The 15,444-nt window shown below is 43.2% G+C and carries 18 protein-coding genes; 12 read left to right on the forward strand and 6 right to left on the reverse strand.

Annotation, left to right across the window (positions count from 1 at the left end; all coding sequences use genetic code 11):
- Nucleotides 1-273 precede the first annotated feature (273 nt).
- Nucleotides 274-1,383 (forward strand): glycosyltransferase, encoded by a 1,110-nt coding sequence (locus tag E7Z59_RS14295; RefSeq protein WP_136337039.1) that lies wholly within the window; start codon nt 274-276, stop codon nt 1,381-1,383.
- A gap of 30 nt (nt 1,384-1,413) precedes the next feature.
- Here the strand turns inward: E7Z59_RS14295 and E7Z59_RS14300 are convergent, their stop codons facing one another.
- Nucleotides 1,414-1,980, reverse strand: coding sequence for an L-threonylcarbamoyladenylate synthase (locus tag E7Z59_RS14300; RefSeq protein ID WP_136337040.1), 567 nt, complete (start codon nt 1,978-1,980; stop codon nt 1,414-1,416).
- Nucleotides 1,981-2,376: 396 nt separating this feature from the next.
- On the opposite strand from E7Z59_RS14300, the gene E7Z59_RS14305 reads away from it, so the two are divergent.
- Entirely contained in the window at nt 2,377-3,171 is a 795-nt protein-coding gene (locus E7Z59_RS14305) for a glycosyltransferase family 2 protein (protein WP_317130474.1), read from the forward strand.
- Here E7Z59_RS14305 and E7Z59_RS14310 read toward each other — a convergent pair.
- Nucleotides 3,168-4,238 carry a glycosyltransferase family 9 protein gene (locus E7Z59_RS14310; protein WP_136337041.1) on the reverse strand — a complete coding sequence of 357 codons (1,071 nt, stop codon included), beginning with the start codon at nt 4,236-4,238 and terminating at the stop codon, nt 3,168-3,170. The two genes, E7Z59_RS14305 and E7Z59_RS14310, sit on opposite strands and share 4 nt — an antisense overlap.
- 103 nt (nt 4,239-4,341) lie before the next feature.
- Between E7Z59_RS14310 and E7Z59_RS14315 the strand changes: the two genes are divergently transcribed.
- On the forward strand, nt 4,342-5,286 hold the full coding sequence (locus E7Z59_RS14315; protein ID WP_136337042.1) for an NAD-dependent epimerase/dehydratase family protein: 945 nt from the start codon (nt 4,342-4,344) through the stop codon (nt 5,284-5,286).
- Between the two features lie 65 nt (nt 5,287-5,351).
- On the opposite strand, the gene E7Z59_RS14320 is transcribed toward E7Z59_RS14315, so the two are convergent.
- Entirely contained in the window at nt 5,352-6,167 is an 816-nt protein-coding gene (locus tag E7Z59_RS14320; protein ID WP_136337043.1) for a 2,3,4,5-tetrahydropyridine-2,6-dicarboxylate N-succinyltransferase, read from the reverse strand.
- Nucleotides 6,168-6,269: 102 nt separating this feature from the next.
- On the opposite strand from E7Z59_RS14320, the gene ruvX reads away from it, so the two are divergent.
- The 9 genes from ruvX (at nt 6,270) to E7Z59_RS14365 (ending at nt 12,544) form a co-directional block, all read left to right on the forward strand.
- Nucleotides 6,270-6,683 (forward strand): Holliday junction resolvase RuvX, encoded by a 414-nt coding sequence (gene ruvX, locus E7Z59_RS14325; RefSeq protein ID WP_136337044.1) that lies wholly within the window; start codon nt 6,270-6,272, stop codon nt 6,681-6,683.
- Nucleotides 6,684-6,813: 130 nt separating this feature from the next.
- A complete protein-coding gene (locus tag E7Z59_RS14330; RefSeq protein WP_136337045.1) occupies nt 6,814-7,239 on the forward strand; it encodes a T9SS type A sorting domain-containing protein in 426 nt (141 codons plus the stop codon).
- Between the two features lie 89 nt (nt 7,240-7,328).
- Complete coding sequence (def, locus tag E7Z59_RS14335; protein ID WP_136337046.1) at nt 7,329-7,919, forward strand: peptide deformylase; 591 nt, start codon at nt 7,329-7,331, stop codon at nt 7,917-7,919.
- Nucleotides 7,920-7,978: 59 nt separating this feature from the next.
- Complete coding sequence (locus E7Z59_RS14340) at nt 7,979-8,413, forward strand: DUF5606 family protein (RefSeq protein ID WP_136337047.1); 435 nt, start codon at nt 7,979-7,981, stop codon at nt 8,411-8,413.
- Between the two features lie 231 nt (nt 8,414-8,644).
- Entirely contained in the window at nt 8,645-9,316 is a 672-nt protein-coding gene (locus E7Z59_RS14345; protein WP_136337048.1) for an NRDE family protein, read from the forward strand.
- 186 nt (nt 9,317-9,502) lie between these two features.
- A complete protein-coding gene (gene mazG / locus E7Z59_RS14350) occupies nt 9,503-10,279 on the forward strand; it encodes a nucleoside triphosphate pyrophosphohydrolase (RefSeq protein WP_136337049.1) in 777 nt (258 codons plus the stop codon).
- A 39-nt stretch (nt 10,280-10,318) separates the two neighbouring features.
- A complete protein-coding gene (locus E7Z59_RS14355) occupies nt 10,319-11,713 on the forward strand; it encodes an MATE family efflux transporter (RefSeq protein ID WP_136337050.1) in 1,395 nt (464 codons plus the stop codon).
- A 4-nt stretch (nt 11,714-11,717) separates the two neighbouring features.
- Entirely contained in the window at nt 11,718-11,948 is a 231-nt protein-coding gene (locus tag E7Z59_RS14360; protein ID WP_136337051.1) for a hypothetical protein, read from the forward strand.
- 23 nt (nt 11,949-11,971) lie between these two features.
- Nucleotides 11,972-12,544 carry a phosphatase PAP2 family protein gene (locus tag E7Z59_RS14365; RefSeq protein ID WP_136337052.1) on the forward strand — a complete coding sequence of 191 codons (573 nt, stop codon included), beginning with the start codon at nt 11,972-11,974 and terminating at the stop codon, nt 12,542-12,544.
- On the opposite strand, the gene E7Z59_RS14370 is transcribed toward E7Z59_RS14365, so the two are convergent.
- Genes E7Z59_RS14370 through E7Z59_RS14380 form a run of 3 tightly spaced genes read right to left on the reverse strand, consistent with a single transcriptional unit; the run spans nt 12,531 to nt 15,443 of the window.
- Nucleotides 12,531-13,193 carry a hypothetical protein gene (locus E7Z59_RS14370; protein ID WP_136337053.1) on the reverse strand — a complete coding sequence of 221 codons (663 nt, stop codon included), beginning with the start codon at nt 13,191-13,193 and terminating at the stop codon, nt 12,531-12,533. The two genes, E7Z59_RS14365 and E7Z59_RS14370, sit on opposite strands and share 14 nt — an antisense overlap.
- A gap of 5 nt (nt 13,194-13,198) precedes the next feature.
- The gene (locus E7Z59_RS14375) at nt 13,199-14,827 is read right to left on the reverse strand and encodes an ArnT family glycosyltransferase (protein ID WP_136337054.1); all 1,629 of its coding nucleotides are present in this window, start codon (nt 14,825-14,827) and stop codon (nt 13,199-13,201) included.
- On the reverse strand, nt 14,811-15,443 hold the full coding sequence (locus tag E7Z59_RS14380; protein WP_136337055.1) for a lipid-A-disaccharide synthase N-terminal domain-containing protein: 633 nt from the start codon (nt 15,441-15,443) through the stop codon (nt 14,811-14,813). The genes E7Z59_RS14375 and E7Z59_RS14380 overlap by 17 nt, the downstream gene beginning before the upstream one ends.
- Between the last annotated feature and the right edge of the window lies 1 nt (nt 15,444).

Raw genomic sequence — 15,444 nt, forward strand, 5'->3', positions numbered from 1 at the left:
GAGTGCAGCATGGGGTTAAATTTCCCCGGAGATCTCAGAGAAAAGAGGTGGGCCTATTTCCTGACGATCTTAACGAGTCCGCTGTTAATCAGCTGGGTAATGGTTGAAGGCGGACCGGTTTTCTTTTTGCGGTGCAAAGGTAGTATATGCGGTAGTTCTTTGAAAATTTTGGAAGACTTTAGTTTATGGGCTGGCTCTTTCCGCTAAGGGTGTTTTGAACATTGTGCTCCCCCATAAAAGAATGCTATCTTGCACCACTAAACGCAGGCGCACATGAACATTTTGCACTTATCCGGAGCCATGGTATGGGGAGGAAATGAAAATCAACTGGCTCATTTTGTGACCGGTCATACAGGTGAAGCATTAGAACAAACAGTGTTTTGTTTTGAAGGCGCACCTATCCATAAGTTCTGTAAGTCCAAGGGGGTGCGGTATTATTCCGTTCCCAAATCGGGGTCGTTTTCGTTAAGAACAGCTCGCTCGCTCAAACAATGTGTGATGGAGCATACCATTGATATTGTTCATATCCACACCAGTAATTTCGTATCGCTGTATATGTTGTCGGATATGTTGTTTAAACTGGGAGTTCAATGTGTGTTTTCTAAGAAAGGGATCAGTGATGCTTCCACCACGCTGAGTATGCTCAAGTATAATTACAAAGGCATCAACGCCTATATTTCCGTGTCTGAAGTTGTCGAACAATCATTTAAACAGCAGCTTTATAAAAGAAACTGGAGTAAAATGCATGTGGTATACGATGGAATTCCTGAGGAAAGAATACTGGCAGACAGAAATAAGTCCATTAAAGACCTGCCGTTCATAAAAGAAGATACTTTCATCATCGGATCGGTAGCCAACCATACTCCTGCGAAAGATCTGGAGACTTTGGTTGGGGTTGTAGATATTTTGGTGAATGACCTTGGCAAAACTAATGTTTTATGTGTGCAGTTTGGCGGCCATAGTGATCTTACCACTACCTTATCAAAGATCATTGAAGAAAGAGGTTTACACGATCATATCAAATTATTGGGATACAGGGAAAATGTTAAGGAGTTCATCAAGGATTTTAACGTTGCCCTCATCACCTCAAAGGCTGAAGGTGGTCCGGTATTTCTTTTGGAGGCCTTACGGGATGAGGTTCCGGTAGTCACCACCAGGGTGGGGGTAGTTGGAGAGTTGTTGACACATTCAAAGCATGCGCTCATTTCAGAAATCCACGATGCAAAAGCCCTCGCGCAGTCTGTGCAGAAAGTGATGGAAGATCCGGATCTTGCTATGCGTATGACCCGTGAAGGGAAGAGCCTTTTCCTTAGGGAACTGACGCTGCAAAATACGATATCCGCAACGTTTAAGATCTATGAGGACTTAATGAAATCTGCGTAGAGAATGATCGCAACCACTAAGAGGAGTGTATTATTTTCTGATGATTCTCACCTCTCCGTTATTGGAAAGTTTTATAACGGTTGAAGGGATGTTTATAACCAGTTTCATTTCAGGAGAAATGGTGTGGTCGGTTTGATTCTTGATCTCGGTCTCAATATTTTTAAAAGATCTCGGCGCTTGCTGCCCATGGGTATTAGCAGAAGTGAAAACCAAAGGGCGCTTAAATTTGGCTATTAATTTTTGACAGAGTTCGTTCTGTACAACCCTGAAAGCAAGGGTGTTATCTGAACCGATCAGGCTTGGAGCAATGTTGATTGGCCGATCGTAAATGATGGTTAAGGGTTTGTTGCTGGCCTCAATAAGGTCGTAGGCCGGATCAGGCACCTCGTAAACAAATCGTTCCAGCATCCTGGTATTAGCTACTAAGCACAGCATGGCTTTTGGGTCTGTATGCTTTTTAAGATCGTAGACCTTTTGAACGGCAGCTTCATTGGTGGCATCGCAGCCTATACCCCATACCGTATCAGTAGGGAATAATATCAGCCCTCCCTTATTGAGAACGTCTAAAGCATTGGTTATTTCCGTTTGTAACTGCATGAAGGCTGGAATTGAAATGTAAAGTTAACCGAAGTTTTGCTGATATGGTATAGAAATGATGTTTTGCTACTTGTTCGTCTTATCATGCGGTGGGGGTGAGGTTGGATTTCTTTGCAGGGGCAATAGTAGGAATCAGAGGTGTCTCCTCGAGTGATTCCGCACCGGGGGATCGTATCGATAGGCTATCAGTACAGAATTGTTCTCGATACACCACGCTTTCAGCGTGTCACTCGAACTGACGCTTTCGGATAACTTTTGACATAATATGAATCATCAAAACCCGTCTCCTGAAACCTTTCCGATTGACTTATAGTACCTTTGCAATGAGGATTAAAATAAAAGTATTATATTTGCCGCCCCAAATTATTGGTTTTTAATGAGTTAAATCAGCGGACCATGAACAAGATATCGACAACATTACTCATTTCTACATATAATTGGCCGGAGGCCCTGAACCTCGTTCTTAAGAGTGTATTAAATCAAACAGTAATGCCCGATGAGGTGATCATTGCCGATGATGGTTCTGACGAACGTACCAGGAAGGTGATTGACAGTTATCGTTCAGGCTTTTCCGTAGATCTTAAGCATATCTGGCATGAGGACAAAGGATTTCGTAAATCGAAGATCCTGAATAGGGCTGTGGCTGCAGCTACTGCAGAGTATATTATTCAGGTTGATGGAGACTGCTTTCTTCACTCAAGGTTTATTGAAGATCATATCGAAAATGCCAACCGCGACCGCTACCTCTATGGTACCCGCGTTCGCATCAAAGAATCGGTAGTTCCGGAAGTGTTGAATACTGAACAGATCAAGCTGCATTTCTTCAAGCAGGGACTTAAAAAACGCCCAAGGAATATCAGGATCCCCGTTATTTCTACCTTGTTTAAAGTTCAGTCCCAGATCTCACCGAAGTTTCGCGGTTGCAATACGTCTTTTTGGAGGGAAGATTTTATTGCCGTTAACGGTTATAATGAAGATCTCGAAGGATGGGGGAGAGAAGACTCTGAATTAATGCTTAGAATGCATCACCTAGGGGTAAAGGCCAAGCGTCTGAAGTTTAACGGGATCGTTTATCATCTGGATCATCATGAAAAACCAAAAGACCGGTTTGATGAGAATGACCGTATTCAAAATAAAACCATTGAACAGCGTGCTGTACAGTGTAGTAACGGGATCGATAAATATCTCTAACCCCTGATTTCTTGTAAAAACTCTTTTAGAGCCGGGAATATAAGCTCAGGTGAGTAGGCCCGGTACAATTCATTACTTTTTGCTTTCAGGGCTTTTGACTTGACATTGTTAAAACGTTCCGGTTGAAAGTCCCTTAAATGAACACTGCGGTTTTGACCGTCCTCAAAAATGGCCCAATCTCCCTTTGGTATCCAGGGAGAAAAAATGGAAAAGGTTGGAATATCCAGTGCCTTGGCCATGTTTACCGCTCCGCCTTCGTTCCCTATCAAAGCCTTACAGTAGGATAACAGCGCTATAAATCCTCTGAGAGAGTTGGCAAAAAGGTCCAGCTTAATCCGCTCCCGGGTCTCAGGTTTGCACAGGTCGTAGATCTCTTTTACCTGTTCGTATTGATTTGGAATGTAATTGAACAGCATAGCTCGTTTTGTTGCTGCTGCCAGCTCATCCAGGAACCGTGCCATATGGTCTGCCGGATAGCTCTTGTTTGCACCGCTTCCCAGGATGGAGATCATAAAGGGTTGTTCGTCCGCATCCAGTCCGTGAGCCTGCATCAGGGCTAAAGCCTCTTGTTTTTCTTCACGAGTCAGATGTATCTTGGGCTTGTGAATCATTTCCTCCATGCTTTTGCCATTTAATAAAGGCTGGAGAAGCTGTAACCGGTGCTCAATGGCGAGACCCAGGCCATACTTGCTCTCTTTCCATCGTTTTACAGGGTGGGTATATGCAAAAGCACTGTACCATTTATAATATCCTATGCTCTTAGGAGATCTACTCCACAAGGCGATAAGGGAGGTCTCTATTTTGGCATATACATCAATAATAGCATCATACTCCTCCTTGTCCAGTTCTTTTACATAGTGGTAAAAACGAAATTTATTGTTTCGAAGCTCCGGATCAAATCGAATGATCCTGTCTATAGAGGGGTGGTTTTCAATAACTGCCGTCGTGTGCTTATGGGCCATATAATGAACCACTGCATCGGGGAATTCGCGCTTGAGATTATCACAAAGGATGCTGGAGGTGAGTACATCACCTATCATTTTTTGCTGGATAACGAGGAATTTCAAAGGCAGTAGAATTTTTCTGCAAATTAATCAAAGTTTTGCCAGACGTTTACTATGATTAAATGGTAATTTTAGCTCGTGTAAGCAAAGTTATTAAAATCGAATAATGAAAATACTTATTACCGGAGCCGCAGGGTTCATAGGTTCTCATACTGCCGAATATTTTGCCCAGCAAGGACATACCGTGTACGGTCTTGACAATTTCTCCACCTATTACGACCCGATATTAAAACGTCTGAACAAGGCAGACCTGGAGGCTAAGGGGGTTGAATTTATTGAGATCGACCTTATGGGAGATCTCGATACACATATGCCGGCAGACTTTGACCTTGTCTTTCATTTTGCTGCACAACCCGGAATTTCTGCTACCACTACCCTGGAAGAATATGTTAGAAATAATATTTATGCAACCCAAAGGTTGCTTGACTGGACAAAGCAATACAATCCTGAGCTGAAATTATTCGTGAATATAGCCACCTCCTCCATTTATGGAAAAGAGGCTACCCTTCCTGAAACCGCAGTACCCACACCGATCTCTTTCTATGGCACCACAAAGCTTGCCGGAGAACAGCTGGTGATGGGAGAGCAGCGCACCGGCAAGATCAAAGCATGTTCGCTACGCCTGTATTCTGTGTATGGACCACGTGAACGCCCGGAGAAATTATATACCAAATTGATCAAAAGCATTTTTGACGGTGAACCTTTTCCTCTTTTTGAAGGCAGTGAAAGGCACTCCAGAAGCTTCACCTATGTTGGCGATATCGTGAAGGCTATGGCTGCAGTTCCCGGTCGGGAAGAAGTGCTGAACGGGGAGATCATCAATATAGGATCAGACTATGAATATACCACCGGTGAAGGGATCGCCCTCATAGAAAAGATCATCGGTAAAAAAGCCCAATTGCAAAAAACACCTCCCAGACCCGGAGATCAATTAAGAACAACCGCCCTGATCGATAAGGCACGGAAATTACTCGATTATGAACCGGACACGGATTTTGAGGAAGGACTCAGGGCTCAGGTAGAATGGTATAGGAGCAAATTCCTACGGTAATGCACTTAAATAACACAAGCCTCCGGATGGAGGCTTGTTCGTATTCTTATCAACCGGAATATTATTTATACGGCTACGTTGTATTCTCTGAGGGCATCGTTCAATGATGTCTTTTTGTTCGTGCTCTCTTTTCTTTTCCCGATAATTAACGCGCAGGGTACCTGGTATTCTCCGGCAGGGAATTTCTTAGTGTAGCTTCCCGGGATCACTACTGATCTGGCCGGTACCTTTCCTTTCATTTCAATGGGTTCTTCTCCTGTCACGTCGATGATCTTGGTAGATGCGGTAAGTACAACATTGGCTCCCAGAACGGCTTCTTTTTCTACATGAACCCCTTCAACAACGATACAGCGGGAACCTACGAACACATTGTCTTCAACGATTACGGGAGAAGCCTGTAAAGGCTCGAGTACTCCACCGATACCCACTCCGCCACTCAGGTGCACGTTCTTACCGATTTGGGCACAGCTCCCTACAGTAGCCCAGGTGTCAACCATGGTGCCCTCATCAACATAGGCTCCTATGTTTATATAGCTGGGCATCATAATAACCCCACTGGAAACATAGGCTCCGTGACGTGCTACGGCATGAGGTACCACGCGAATACCTTTCTTTTTGTAACCTGTCTTTAGTGGTATTTTATCATGAAATTCCAAAGGACCGGCTTCCATGGTACGCATTTCCTGGATAGGGAAATAAAGTACCACCGCTTTCTTTACCCATTCGTTTACCTGCCATCCGGTGGCTGTTGGTTCAGCAACCCTAAGAGAGCCTTCGTCAAGCATATCAATAACCTTTCTGATGGTATTCTGCGTTTCCGCCTCTTTGAGAAGTTCCCGGTTCTCCCAGGCTTTTTCTATAGTATTCTTTATTTCGTTCATTAAACTTGCATTTTTGCAGACAAAGATAAAGTCTTATCAATTATTGACACCCCACATTTACAGATGTAACAATTTAAAGTTTAATTTTGGTAAAAATGAAGTATGGCAAGAATACTCGCTATTGATTACGGGAAAAAAAGAACCGGCCTGGCAGTGACCGATGAGTTACAAATTATCGCCTCCGGATTAACCACTGTTCCCACAAAAGACCTGCTAACCTTCCTCAACGATTACTGCAAAAACGAGCAAGTGGAAACCATTGTTGTTGGGGAACCTAAACGATTGCATGATGAAGCCTCCGATATAGAGGTGGATATTTCTCGATTCCTTAAAAAACTGGACAAGGTCTTACCGGGAATCAAGGTGGTGCGAATGGACGAACGATTTACCTCAAAAATGGCATTTCAGTCGTTGATTGATAGTGGTTTAAGTAAGAAAAAACGACAAAATAAAGCGTTATTGGACGAAGTTAGTGCGACGATAATCCTACAAAGTTATATGGATAGCAGGCCTTAAATTTTAGTAAAATCCTTATAAAATTTACGAAAAAAGGTGGTTGGTATTGAAATATTTTTAACTTTGTTTACTGATAATTAGATAATTACCCATTTTAACCTACATATGTCTAACATTAAATTAATAGTGAATGAAACAAATAACTACCCTAATCATTTGCTTATTACTCTTACAACCAGTCTTTTCCGCCCCAAAGGAACCCTGTGAAGAGTTTCAGTCAACAGTATCACCGATGGAGTTAATTGATCCGCCCGGAGATACTCCTGAGTGGTCTATGGAATATAGATTACTGTTACTGTCAGAGACCCAAAATCAGAATAATGCCGTGAAGGTATACCCTAACCCGGTATATCGCAAGGATGAACTTAATATCAGTCTTTCCGGAGAAGGAACCAAAAATCTGAGCTTCTATGATATCACCGGTAAAATGGTGAAGAAGGTGGTTACCGAAAGAAATTCGGTTTCTATCAATATAGGCGATCTCGGCGTTGGGGTATATATTCTGAATGTCAAATCTGCCACGCTTCAGACCACCAAGAAGGTGATCATCAGGTAGAATTTCAATTTTAAGATAAGCTTTACTGTCACCCTGAAATGAATTAGGGAATATCTTTGTATTTTTGCTGGCCTAAAAGCTTAGCAAATATGATATTACCTATTGTTGCCTATGGTGATCCTGTGCTGCGTAAGGTTGGCAAGGAGATCGATGCTGAATACCCAAACCTGAATGGATTGCTCGAGAATATGTTCGAGACCATGTACAATGCTCAGGGGGTGGGGCTTGCAGCTCCTCAGATCGGTTTACCCATCAGGTTATTTATAATTGATGCAACCCCGTTTGCTGAAGATGAAGATCTTCAACCGGAGGAGCAGGAACTTCTCAAGGATTTTAAAAAGGTATTTATTAATGCAAAGATCCTGGAAGAGAATGGAGACACCTGGAATTTCAATGAAGGCTGTCTCAGTATTCCTGATGTCCGTGAAGATGTAAGCAGGCAGGAGAAGGTTCGCCTTGAATACTACGATGAGAATTTTGAACGTCATGAAGAGGAATTCACCGGGTTAGCGGCACGTGTCATACAACACGAGTACGATCATATTGAAGGAGTGCTTTTTACCGATAAGCTTTCCAGTTTACGAAAGCGCTTGCTAAAAGGGAAGCTTGCCAATATATCTAAAGGGAAGGTAAGGGCCGATTACAAAATGCGATTCCCGGCGGCTAAAAAAGCCAGATAATTACTTTGAAATCTATAGTAAAGCTGTAATATTTGCGTTCGCAAAAAAATAATATGATTATGGGGTTAGATAAGATCTTAGCTATTTCCGGGAAACCCGGTCTATACCAGTTGAAAGCACAAACCCGTTCAGGATTTGTGGCAGAGTCATTAATTGATGGAAAAAAGATCTCGGTAGGATTGAGAAACAATGTAAGTCTTCTTTCTGAGATCGCCATCTATACCTTGACTGAAGAGGTGCCTCTTCGTGAAGTTTTTAATAAGATCTCAGAGAAGGAAGAAGGAGGGAAGACCTCTGTCAGTCATAAAGAAGGGAAAGATAAACTGGAAGAGTATTTCTTTTCAGTACTTCCCGATTATGATGAAGACCGCGTTTATCCAAGTGATATCAAAAAAGTAGTGCAGTGGTATAACCTGTTACACGAGAATGGTATCACAGATTTCGCCGAAGAAAAAGAAGAAGAGGTGAAAGAAGAAGACGCTGCGGCAGAATAGATCTCCAGAGCATATAACTCATATAGAAAAAGGCCTTCCTGTTTCGGGAAGGCTTTTTTTATGCTGCCATGAACTATAGATCACTGAAATTCGGTTTTTTTTAGATAAAAAGCCGGCTTTAAATTCATTGATACCCTGATTGGTTCCTGTTTTTAAGGGAGTTTTGTATGTTAGTGCCGTAAAATTTCTTATAATATTTCAGGCTAAAGGCCTTTTACATCAGATCTTATTATGTGTACTGTTACTTATATACCTGTAAACAATGGCTTTGTATTAACCTCGAACCGGGATGAAGCGCCTCATCGAAAAACCTTTTCCCCCGAGATCTGGGAGCTTGAAAATGCAGGTAGTATCAAGGCACCAAAGGACGGTGAAAAAGGAGGAACATGGATCGCAGTTGAAGAGGAAGGCAGAGCAGCTTGTCTGCTGAACGGAGCCTTTGAGAAACATCATCGAAATCCGCCCTATGCCATGAGCAGAGGAGCGCTTATCCCGATGGCCTTTAAGGCTGAAAGTTTTTTTCATTTTTATGAAAACCTGGATCCCAAGGGTATGGAACCATTTACCCTGATCCTTATTGACAGCGAATTGCAAGTATTGAAATGGGACGGGCAAAAATTACAGATCCAGTATTTGAGCAGAAAGCATCCTCATTTATGGTCTTCAGCGACCTTGTATTCAGCAGAGGAACATAAGCAGCGGGTTGCCGTGTTTGAAGAATTTCTGGAAAGCAAGAAGGAGAAGAGTGTAGATCAGATCCTGCACCTGCATGGTGTAGACGGGAAGGATGATTTTGTGTTGAGACACCCGGAAGTTCAAACCGTTAGCATTACCCAGGTGGTAGTTCAGGGAAGCGGGGTGGAAATGAACTATTGCCAACCCTTTGAAATTTTAGCAGAATAGAACCGGCATTACCAGGACTTAGTCTCTGAGCTGGAGGTATTTGTATTTGGAAATGAGGTGATCTGCCTGTCACCATTTCTGTGGTGATGACTTCAATTTCCCTGTGTTTTATAATGTAAAACCCCGTTATTTGCACTACCTGAGCTTTTAATATATTGTCTGATAGCTTCAAATAAGTATACTGTTATGAAGAATACCCGTGAAGAACAACTCAAGGCCTTCGAACGTTTGCTCACCATTATGGATGAGTTGCGTGAACAATGTCCGTGGGATCGTAAGCAAACCTTGCAATCGCTTCGTCACCTAACTATTGAGGAAACCTATGAATTGGGCGATGCCATCCTGGATAACGATCTGGAGGAGGTAAAAAAAGAACTGGGAGACCTGCTGCTTCATATAGTTTTTTATGCGAAGATCGGCAGTGAAAAAGAAGCCTTTGACATCGCTGATGTGGCTCATGGTATTTGTGATAAACTGATAGACAGACACCCTCATATTTATGGTGATGTAGAGGTGGCCGATGAAGAGGAGGTAAAGAAGAACTGGGAGAATCTCAAGCTTAAGGAAGGGAAGAAAAGCGTGCTGGAAGGCGTGCCTAAAAGTCTGCCGGCCCTCGTAAAAGCAAGCCGGATTCAGGATAAGGTAGCTGGGGTAGGATTTGACTGGGAAAAACCGGAACAGGTTTGGGAGAAATTAGAGGAGGAATTACAGGAATTTCGCCAGGAGATCGATTCGGGAAGCCAGGATCATATAGAGGCTGAATTCGGAGATGTCATGTTTTCAATGATCAACTATGCCCGATTCCTGAAAATTAATCCGGAAGATGCTCTTGAGCGCACCAATAAAAAATTCATCAAAAGATTTCAATACCTCGAAGAGAAGGCTATGAATTTGGGTAAATCACTCAAGGATATGACCCTTGCCGAGATGGATGTCTTTTGGGAGGAGGCCAAAAGATTATAAGGGGTAATTCACGTATCTTTGACGGACTGAAACAGAGGTATGTTAAAAAAATACACCCGGGAATTTGGATATAACTGGCGGCTGGCATCTCCCGTGATATTGGGAATGCTTGGGCACACCTTTGTAGGGTTTGCAGACAATGTCATGGTAGGCCAGTTGGGTACCGCAGAACTGGCTGCAGTTTCACTCGGGAACAGTTTTATTTTTGTTGCCATGTCACTGGGAATTGGTTTTACAACCGCCATAACCCCTTTGGTGGCCGAAGCCGATGCTGCCGGAAATGTCCTGGAGGGTAAAAGTGCCTTTAAACACGGACTTGTATTATCTACCCTGATCGGGGTGGCTCTTTTCCTGGTCGTTTTATTCTCCAAGCCTTTGATGGATCTTATGCAGCAACCCGAGGAAGTGGTCACCCTTGCGCTGCCCTACATGGATATTGTTGCGGTGTCACTGGTGCCTTTGGTCATGTTCCAGGCCCTAAAGCAGTTCTCAGACGGACTATCGCAAACGAAATACCCTATGTATGCCACCATCGTGGCTAATCTGTTAAACATAGTGCTGAATTATCTGTTGATCTTCGGTAAGTTCGGTTTCCCTCAATTGGGTATCGTTGGTGCCGGTATAGGTACCCTGGTATCACGTATTCTGATGACTGTATTCTTGTGGAAATTGCTTCACAACCGGAAGCGAATCCGAAAGTACCTGACCAATATTCGGTTTTTCAGGCTTAAAAAGATCATGGTGAAAAAAGTATTTGACCTGGGCTTTCCTTCTGCCCTGCAAATGTTTTTTGAGGTGGGGATCTTTACGGCTGCCGTCTGGTTGAGCGGTGTATTAGGTAAAAATCCACAGGCGGCAAACCAGATCGCTCTCAACCTGTCAAGTATGACCTATATGGTAGGTGTCGGATTGAGCGTAGCGGCTATGGTACGAGTAGGAAATCAAAAAGGCTTAAAGGATTACCGGGAGTTAAGAAGGATCGCCATTTCAGTTTTTGTGCTCACATTTTTCCTGGAAGTGCTCTTTGCTTCTTTCTTTATACTGTTTAGAGACTGGCTGCCCACACATTACCTGGATCAATATGATATGGCAAACATGAAGGATAATATGGAGGTGATCTCCGTAGCTTCCCAGCTGCTATTGATCGCAGCATTTTTCCAGATCTCAGACGGGTTTCAGGTGGTGTTCCTGGGGGCTCTCAGGGGGCTGCAGGATGTAAAGATCCCAACCGTGATCACCTTTATTGCCTATTGGGTGGTAGGATTTCCGATCTCTTATTTTCTGGGGCTTCACACCGAATTGGGAAACATGGGTATCTGGATAGGTCTTCTATCCGGACTCACGGTAGCAGCCGTATTTTTGTATTTTAGATTTAATTATTTAACTCGAAAATTAATCATGGGCATTACTTTGAAGCCCGGAGATAACAATTAATATTATGGAGCTTCCAAAATTTTTACTGGGTGACAACACTGATTTTCCCAATGCTATTTTTATTGTTCATACGGATTATCCGCGATTTATTATAAACCTGGAGAACGATGAAGTAGAGTGGCTGGAGGAGTTTTCGCCGGAGGATGAAAAAGAGCTGGCCTCAGAAATGTCGGGATTGATCGAGGAGGCTACCAATTTTTATGATCGGGAGATCAGTCGTTACGAAGATGAATAATAAAGCTGTTCACTCTTAGCCCTATGCTTGATCAACTAATTTCCTGGGATAAAGAAATGTTTACCCTGCTCAATGGGCTGGGACAGCCTGCCTGGGATCCGTTCTGGATGTTTATTACCAACAAATTTGGCTCCATCCCCCTTTATTTGGCTATGTTGGGGATGGCCATATATTTTTTGGGGCGTAAAAAGACCCTGGTATTATTGGTGGTCATTGCTTTAATGATCGCTGCTACCGACCAATTAGCCAACGTATTCAAATACGGTTTTGAGCGATTACGTCCGTGTTACGATCCCGACCTTGAAGGGTTGGTGCGATTGGTTAAAGACAATTGCGGAGGGCAGTTTGGGTATTTCTCGGCTCATGCCGCCAACAGCTTTGCTGTAGCAGCTTTCTTTGCCATAGGTTTTAAGCGTTACTTGCGAATTTTGCCCCTATTTCTCTTCCTGTGGGCTGCTATGGTAGCCTACAGCAGGATCTACATCGGAGTGCACTTTCCCTTGGATGTGATCACCGGAATGGCCGTTGGATTGCTTAATGGAACGTTGTTCTACCTTTTGTACCGCTGGGCCGTGAAAACCTTTAATCTTTCCTGAAGATCTCCTTGTTCAAAGGATTCAGGAAGATGAGGAAGAAGATCACACCAAAAGCCAGCTCATATACTTCCCACTTGCGATCAGGAGGGTTGATGCTTACCAACAGAGAGGTGATCAAAAACACAATGGTATGGTGCCACTGCACCACCGGTACGGCAAAACGATCCATAAGGTTTTTTACCCATGTCTTTTTTCTGTACAATATGGGCGTTACAATGAGGTAGACCACCATGATCACCATGAGCAGCTGGCTAAAAATGACTTTGTTCACTTTTTTACCGCCTACCACTAAATTGTGAAGATTAGTTTCCTGTTGGGCGTTGTTTTCGAGGAAATATTCTCCTGATTCTATATTAAAAATGCGCTGTCCCCATGAAATTTCTTCTCCTGCTCCGAATATAAAGAGCAGGGCAAACCCTAAAACTCCTATTTTCCAGGTAAGGCCTTTAGACTTACCCAGGGTAATAAATCTGTAGAGACATAAAACAGCGATAAGGAATAAAAATATTGCTGTACCGTATTCTACAACCCCATCTTCTCTGGTAATAACCCCATTAAAGAATTCCGGATCTGTGAATCCAAAATAAAGACTGATCGCGAATACAAATGCCAGGAAGGTGTATGCTATTTTTTCTGTGTTTGTCAACATAGTGGTTATTTCTTTTTAAGCAGGTAATACTTACTCACCAGTCTGTCCTTGTAATTACTGTCACCCGGTGAGGCAGTGTAATTTATGTCAAAGGTTTCCAGGAGTTCCATGGAATATTCTTCAGCAAAGATACGTTTAAATTCATCTTCCAATTCAGGACCGACAAGGACGGTGAAATCTTTTCCCTGCGCATCCGGACCGTTCTCCATTTTGGTAATATCAGGCGCGGTATGCCCCAGGTGCCAGATCATTTCGGGAGCAGGTTCGCCATAGGAATAGCGAATTTCAGCCTTTTGTTCATAGGTGTTGATATTGTTGAATTGCGGATTGCTGTATAGCATATGGCTCAGGGGGAGTACAAAACAAACAATAGCAGCTATCAACAGGATACTCAGGTAAAAAAGCTGCTTGAGCTCTCTTTTGTAAACATAATAAACAAAGCCTGTTCCCAGAATGAAGAGCAGCAAAGAAGCGGCTGCAAACCAACCTTCATATCCCTTAAGCTTATCTCCGAACATCCAATAACCTCCTATCGGAAACGCCAGGCCGATCAGGGCAAGGAGCCCGAAATGCAGATATACCGGTAATTTTTCTTTTACGGTGGCACTATTCTTAAAAGACTCCACCAGGTATTCTATATAAAAGGCAGTATTTATTGCCATGGGGATAAGTACAGGTAACAAATACCTTGACTTTTTTTCAGGGATCACAGAGAGTAATATCACAGAAAAAAGTGTCCAGAACAGCGTGAATCGATACGACTTCAGATCCTGAACCCTGTTTTTCATATAAGGGTATAACAGTGCAATGAATGCCGGAAGAGTCCACATGCCACTTTGGGTAAAGAAGCTCCAGTAGTACCAGAAGGGTCTTACGTTATAACTTGACCAGTTGGCAGTTTCTTTTGAGGTGATCTTTACAAAGGTCACAGGATCAGCGATACGCACATAGACGTACCAGGAAACCCCAATAACGATCCCGGAGATGAGAAGTCCTATGAAAGGCTTCCATTTCTTAGCGGGAATATCCTTTCTGTAAACCACTAAAACGGCCAGAAGAAAGGGCAACCATAGCGCATAGAGTGATACGGGGCCTTTACTCAGAATCGAAGCAGCAAAGAATAAGGATGCGGCCAGGGCGTATATAAAGACCCTGTTCTTCTCTAAAAACAGTTTCAGTGAAAAGTAGATAGCACCGGCCATAAAAGAATGGGTATAGATATCCCATTGCCCGTTTCTGCCCGCAAAAACGATATAGAAAGAGGTGATAAGAATAAGTCCGCTGTATAAGGCAAAGCGGGTGTTGCTTCGAATTAGAAGCGCGATGTTGTACACAAAATAGGCAAGCATGATAGCGCTTAAGGCCGCTGTAAGTCGCAGGCCAAAAAGGTTGTGAACTCCGAACACACCGGCTGAAAATGCCGTCAGCCAGGTAGGCAGCGGAGGCTTGGCATACCTGGGGTAGTCATTCATGGTCGTCAGTATCCAGTTGTTTTCCGTGAGCATCTCCCTGGCAGTTACGAAATTCCGGGCTTCCATGATATTCACGTAGATAACGTCGAGATTAACCAGGAAGATCAGACCTGAAACGACGAGTAATGATTGAAGTGGATATTTCTCAAGAAGTTTTATCATCTTGTTTTTTTAACAGCATTAGGTTTCTGATATAAATGACCGATCCCAGGGAGTGTCCCACCAGGAGTACCGGATCTTTTCTGAAAATGGCATAGGTGAAGATCAATAGTGCCCCGGTAAGACTCAACAACCAAAATCCCTTAGGCAGGCTTGATTCTTTGTGTCTTTCTGAATGGATCCATTGGTAAACAAAACGCAGGGTAAAGGTAATCTGGGCAATACTTCCCAGTAGCAGGAGCCAAAGTGGAATATCTTCGTTTTGAAAAAGCTCGTAAACATCGTAAGTATTGTTGTTGTAACCGTAAATGACTACCATCAAAGGGAAGAACCATAGAAAGGTGCGCAACAATTTTGGACTCTTCTGCCATTCTCCCTGCAACTGTAAATTTCTGATATAAATAAAATAGGTGAGGGTTTGCCCCAGCATTATGGCAAAGTCATCCCTGAGCCAACCATATACAAACAGGAGAAAGGAAGCCAGCAGGCTCAATTTCCAAAAAAGGGTAGGAGTGAGTACCTTTTTACTTTTTTCAGAAAGGAACCACTGCAGAAAAAGACGTCCGGAGAACAGGATCTGAGCAGTAAATCCTATGGCGTAGATCAACCAGGAATCCATA

The organism is Robertkochia marina (assembly GCF_004799345.1).
Lineage (GTDB): Bacteria > Bacteroidota > Bacteroidia > Flavobacteriales > Flavobacteriaceae > Robertkochia > Robertkochia marina.

Excerpts from the sequence above, each read along its gene's own strand:
- E7Z59_RS14295 (WP_136337039.1), top strand. The coding sequence starts at position 274 with ATGAACATTTTGCACTTATCCGGAGCCATGGTATGGGGAGGAAATGAA.
- mazG (WP_136337049.1), top strand. The coding sequence starts at position 9,503 with ATGAAGAATACCCGTGAAGAACAACTCAAGGCCTTCGAACGTTTGCTC.
- E7Z59_RS14305 (WP_317130474.1), top strand. The coding sequence starts at position 2,377 with ATGAACAAGATATCGACAACATTACTCATTTCTACATATAATTGGCCG.
- ruvX (WP_136337044.1), top strand. The coding sequence starts at position 6,270 with ATGGCAAGAATACTCGCTATTGATTACGGGAAAAAAAGAACCGGCCTG.
- E7Z59_RS14300 (WP_136337040.1), bottom strand. The coding sequence starts at position 1,980 with ATGCAGTTACAAACGGAAATAACCAATGCTTTAGACGTTCTCAATAAG.
- E7Z59_RS14355 (WP_136337050.1), top strand. The coding sequence starts at position 10,319 with ATGTTAAAAAAATACACCCGGGAATTTGGATATAACTGGCGGCTGGCA.
- E7Z59_RS14380 (WP_136337055.1), bottom strand. The coding sequence starts at position 15,443 with ATGGATTCCTGGTTGATCTACGCCATAGGATTTACTGCTCAGATCCTG.
- E7Z59_RS14315 (WP_136337042.1), top strand. The coding sequence starts at position 4,342 with ATGAAAATACTTATTACCGGAGCCGCAGGGTTCATAGGTTCTCATACT.
- E7Z59_RS14365 (WP_136337052.1), top strand. The coding sequence starts at position 11,972 with ATGCTTGATCAACTAATTTCCTGGGATAAAGAAATGTTTACCCTGCTC.
- E7Z59_RS14345 (WP_136337048.1), top strand. The coding sequence starts at position 8,645 with ATGTGTACTGTTACTTATATACCTGTAAACAATGGCTTTGTATTAACC.
- E7Z59_RS14320 (WP_136337043.1), bottom strand. The coding sequence starts at position 6,167 with ATGAACGAAATAAAGAATACTATAGAAAAAGCCTGGGAGAACCGGGAA.
- def (WP_136337046.1), top strand. The coding sequence starts at position 7,329 with ATGATATTACCTATTGTTGCCTATGGTGATCCTGTGCTGCGTAAGGTT.
- E7Z59_RS14360 (WP_136337051.1), top strand. The coding sequence starts at position 11,718 with ATGGAGCTTCCAAAATTTTTACTGGGTGACAACACTGATTTTCCCAAT.
- E7Z59_RS14375 (WP_136337054.1), bottom strand. The coding sequence starts at position 14,827 with ATGATAAAACTTCTTGAGAAATATCCACTTCAATCATTACTCGTCGTT.
- E7Z59_RS14370 (WP_136337053.1), bottom strand. The coding sequence starts at position 13,193 with ATGTTGACAAACACAGAAAAAATAGCATACACCTTCCTGGCATTTGTA.
- E7Z59_RS14330 (WP_136337045.1), top strand. The coding sequence starts at position 6,814 with ATGAAACAAATAACTACCCTAATCATTTGCTTATTACTCTTACAACCA.
- E7Z59_RS14340 (WP_136337047.1), top strand. The coding sequence starts at position 7,979 with ATGGGGTTAGATAAGATCTTAGCTATTTCCGGGAAACCCGGTCTATAC.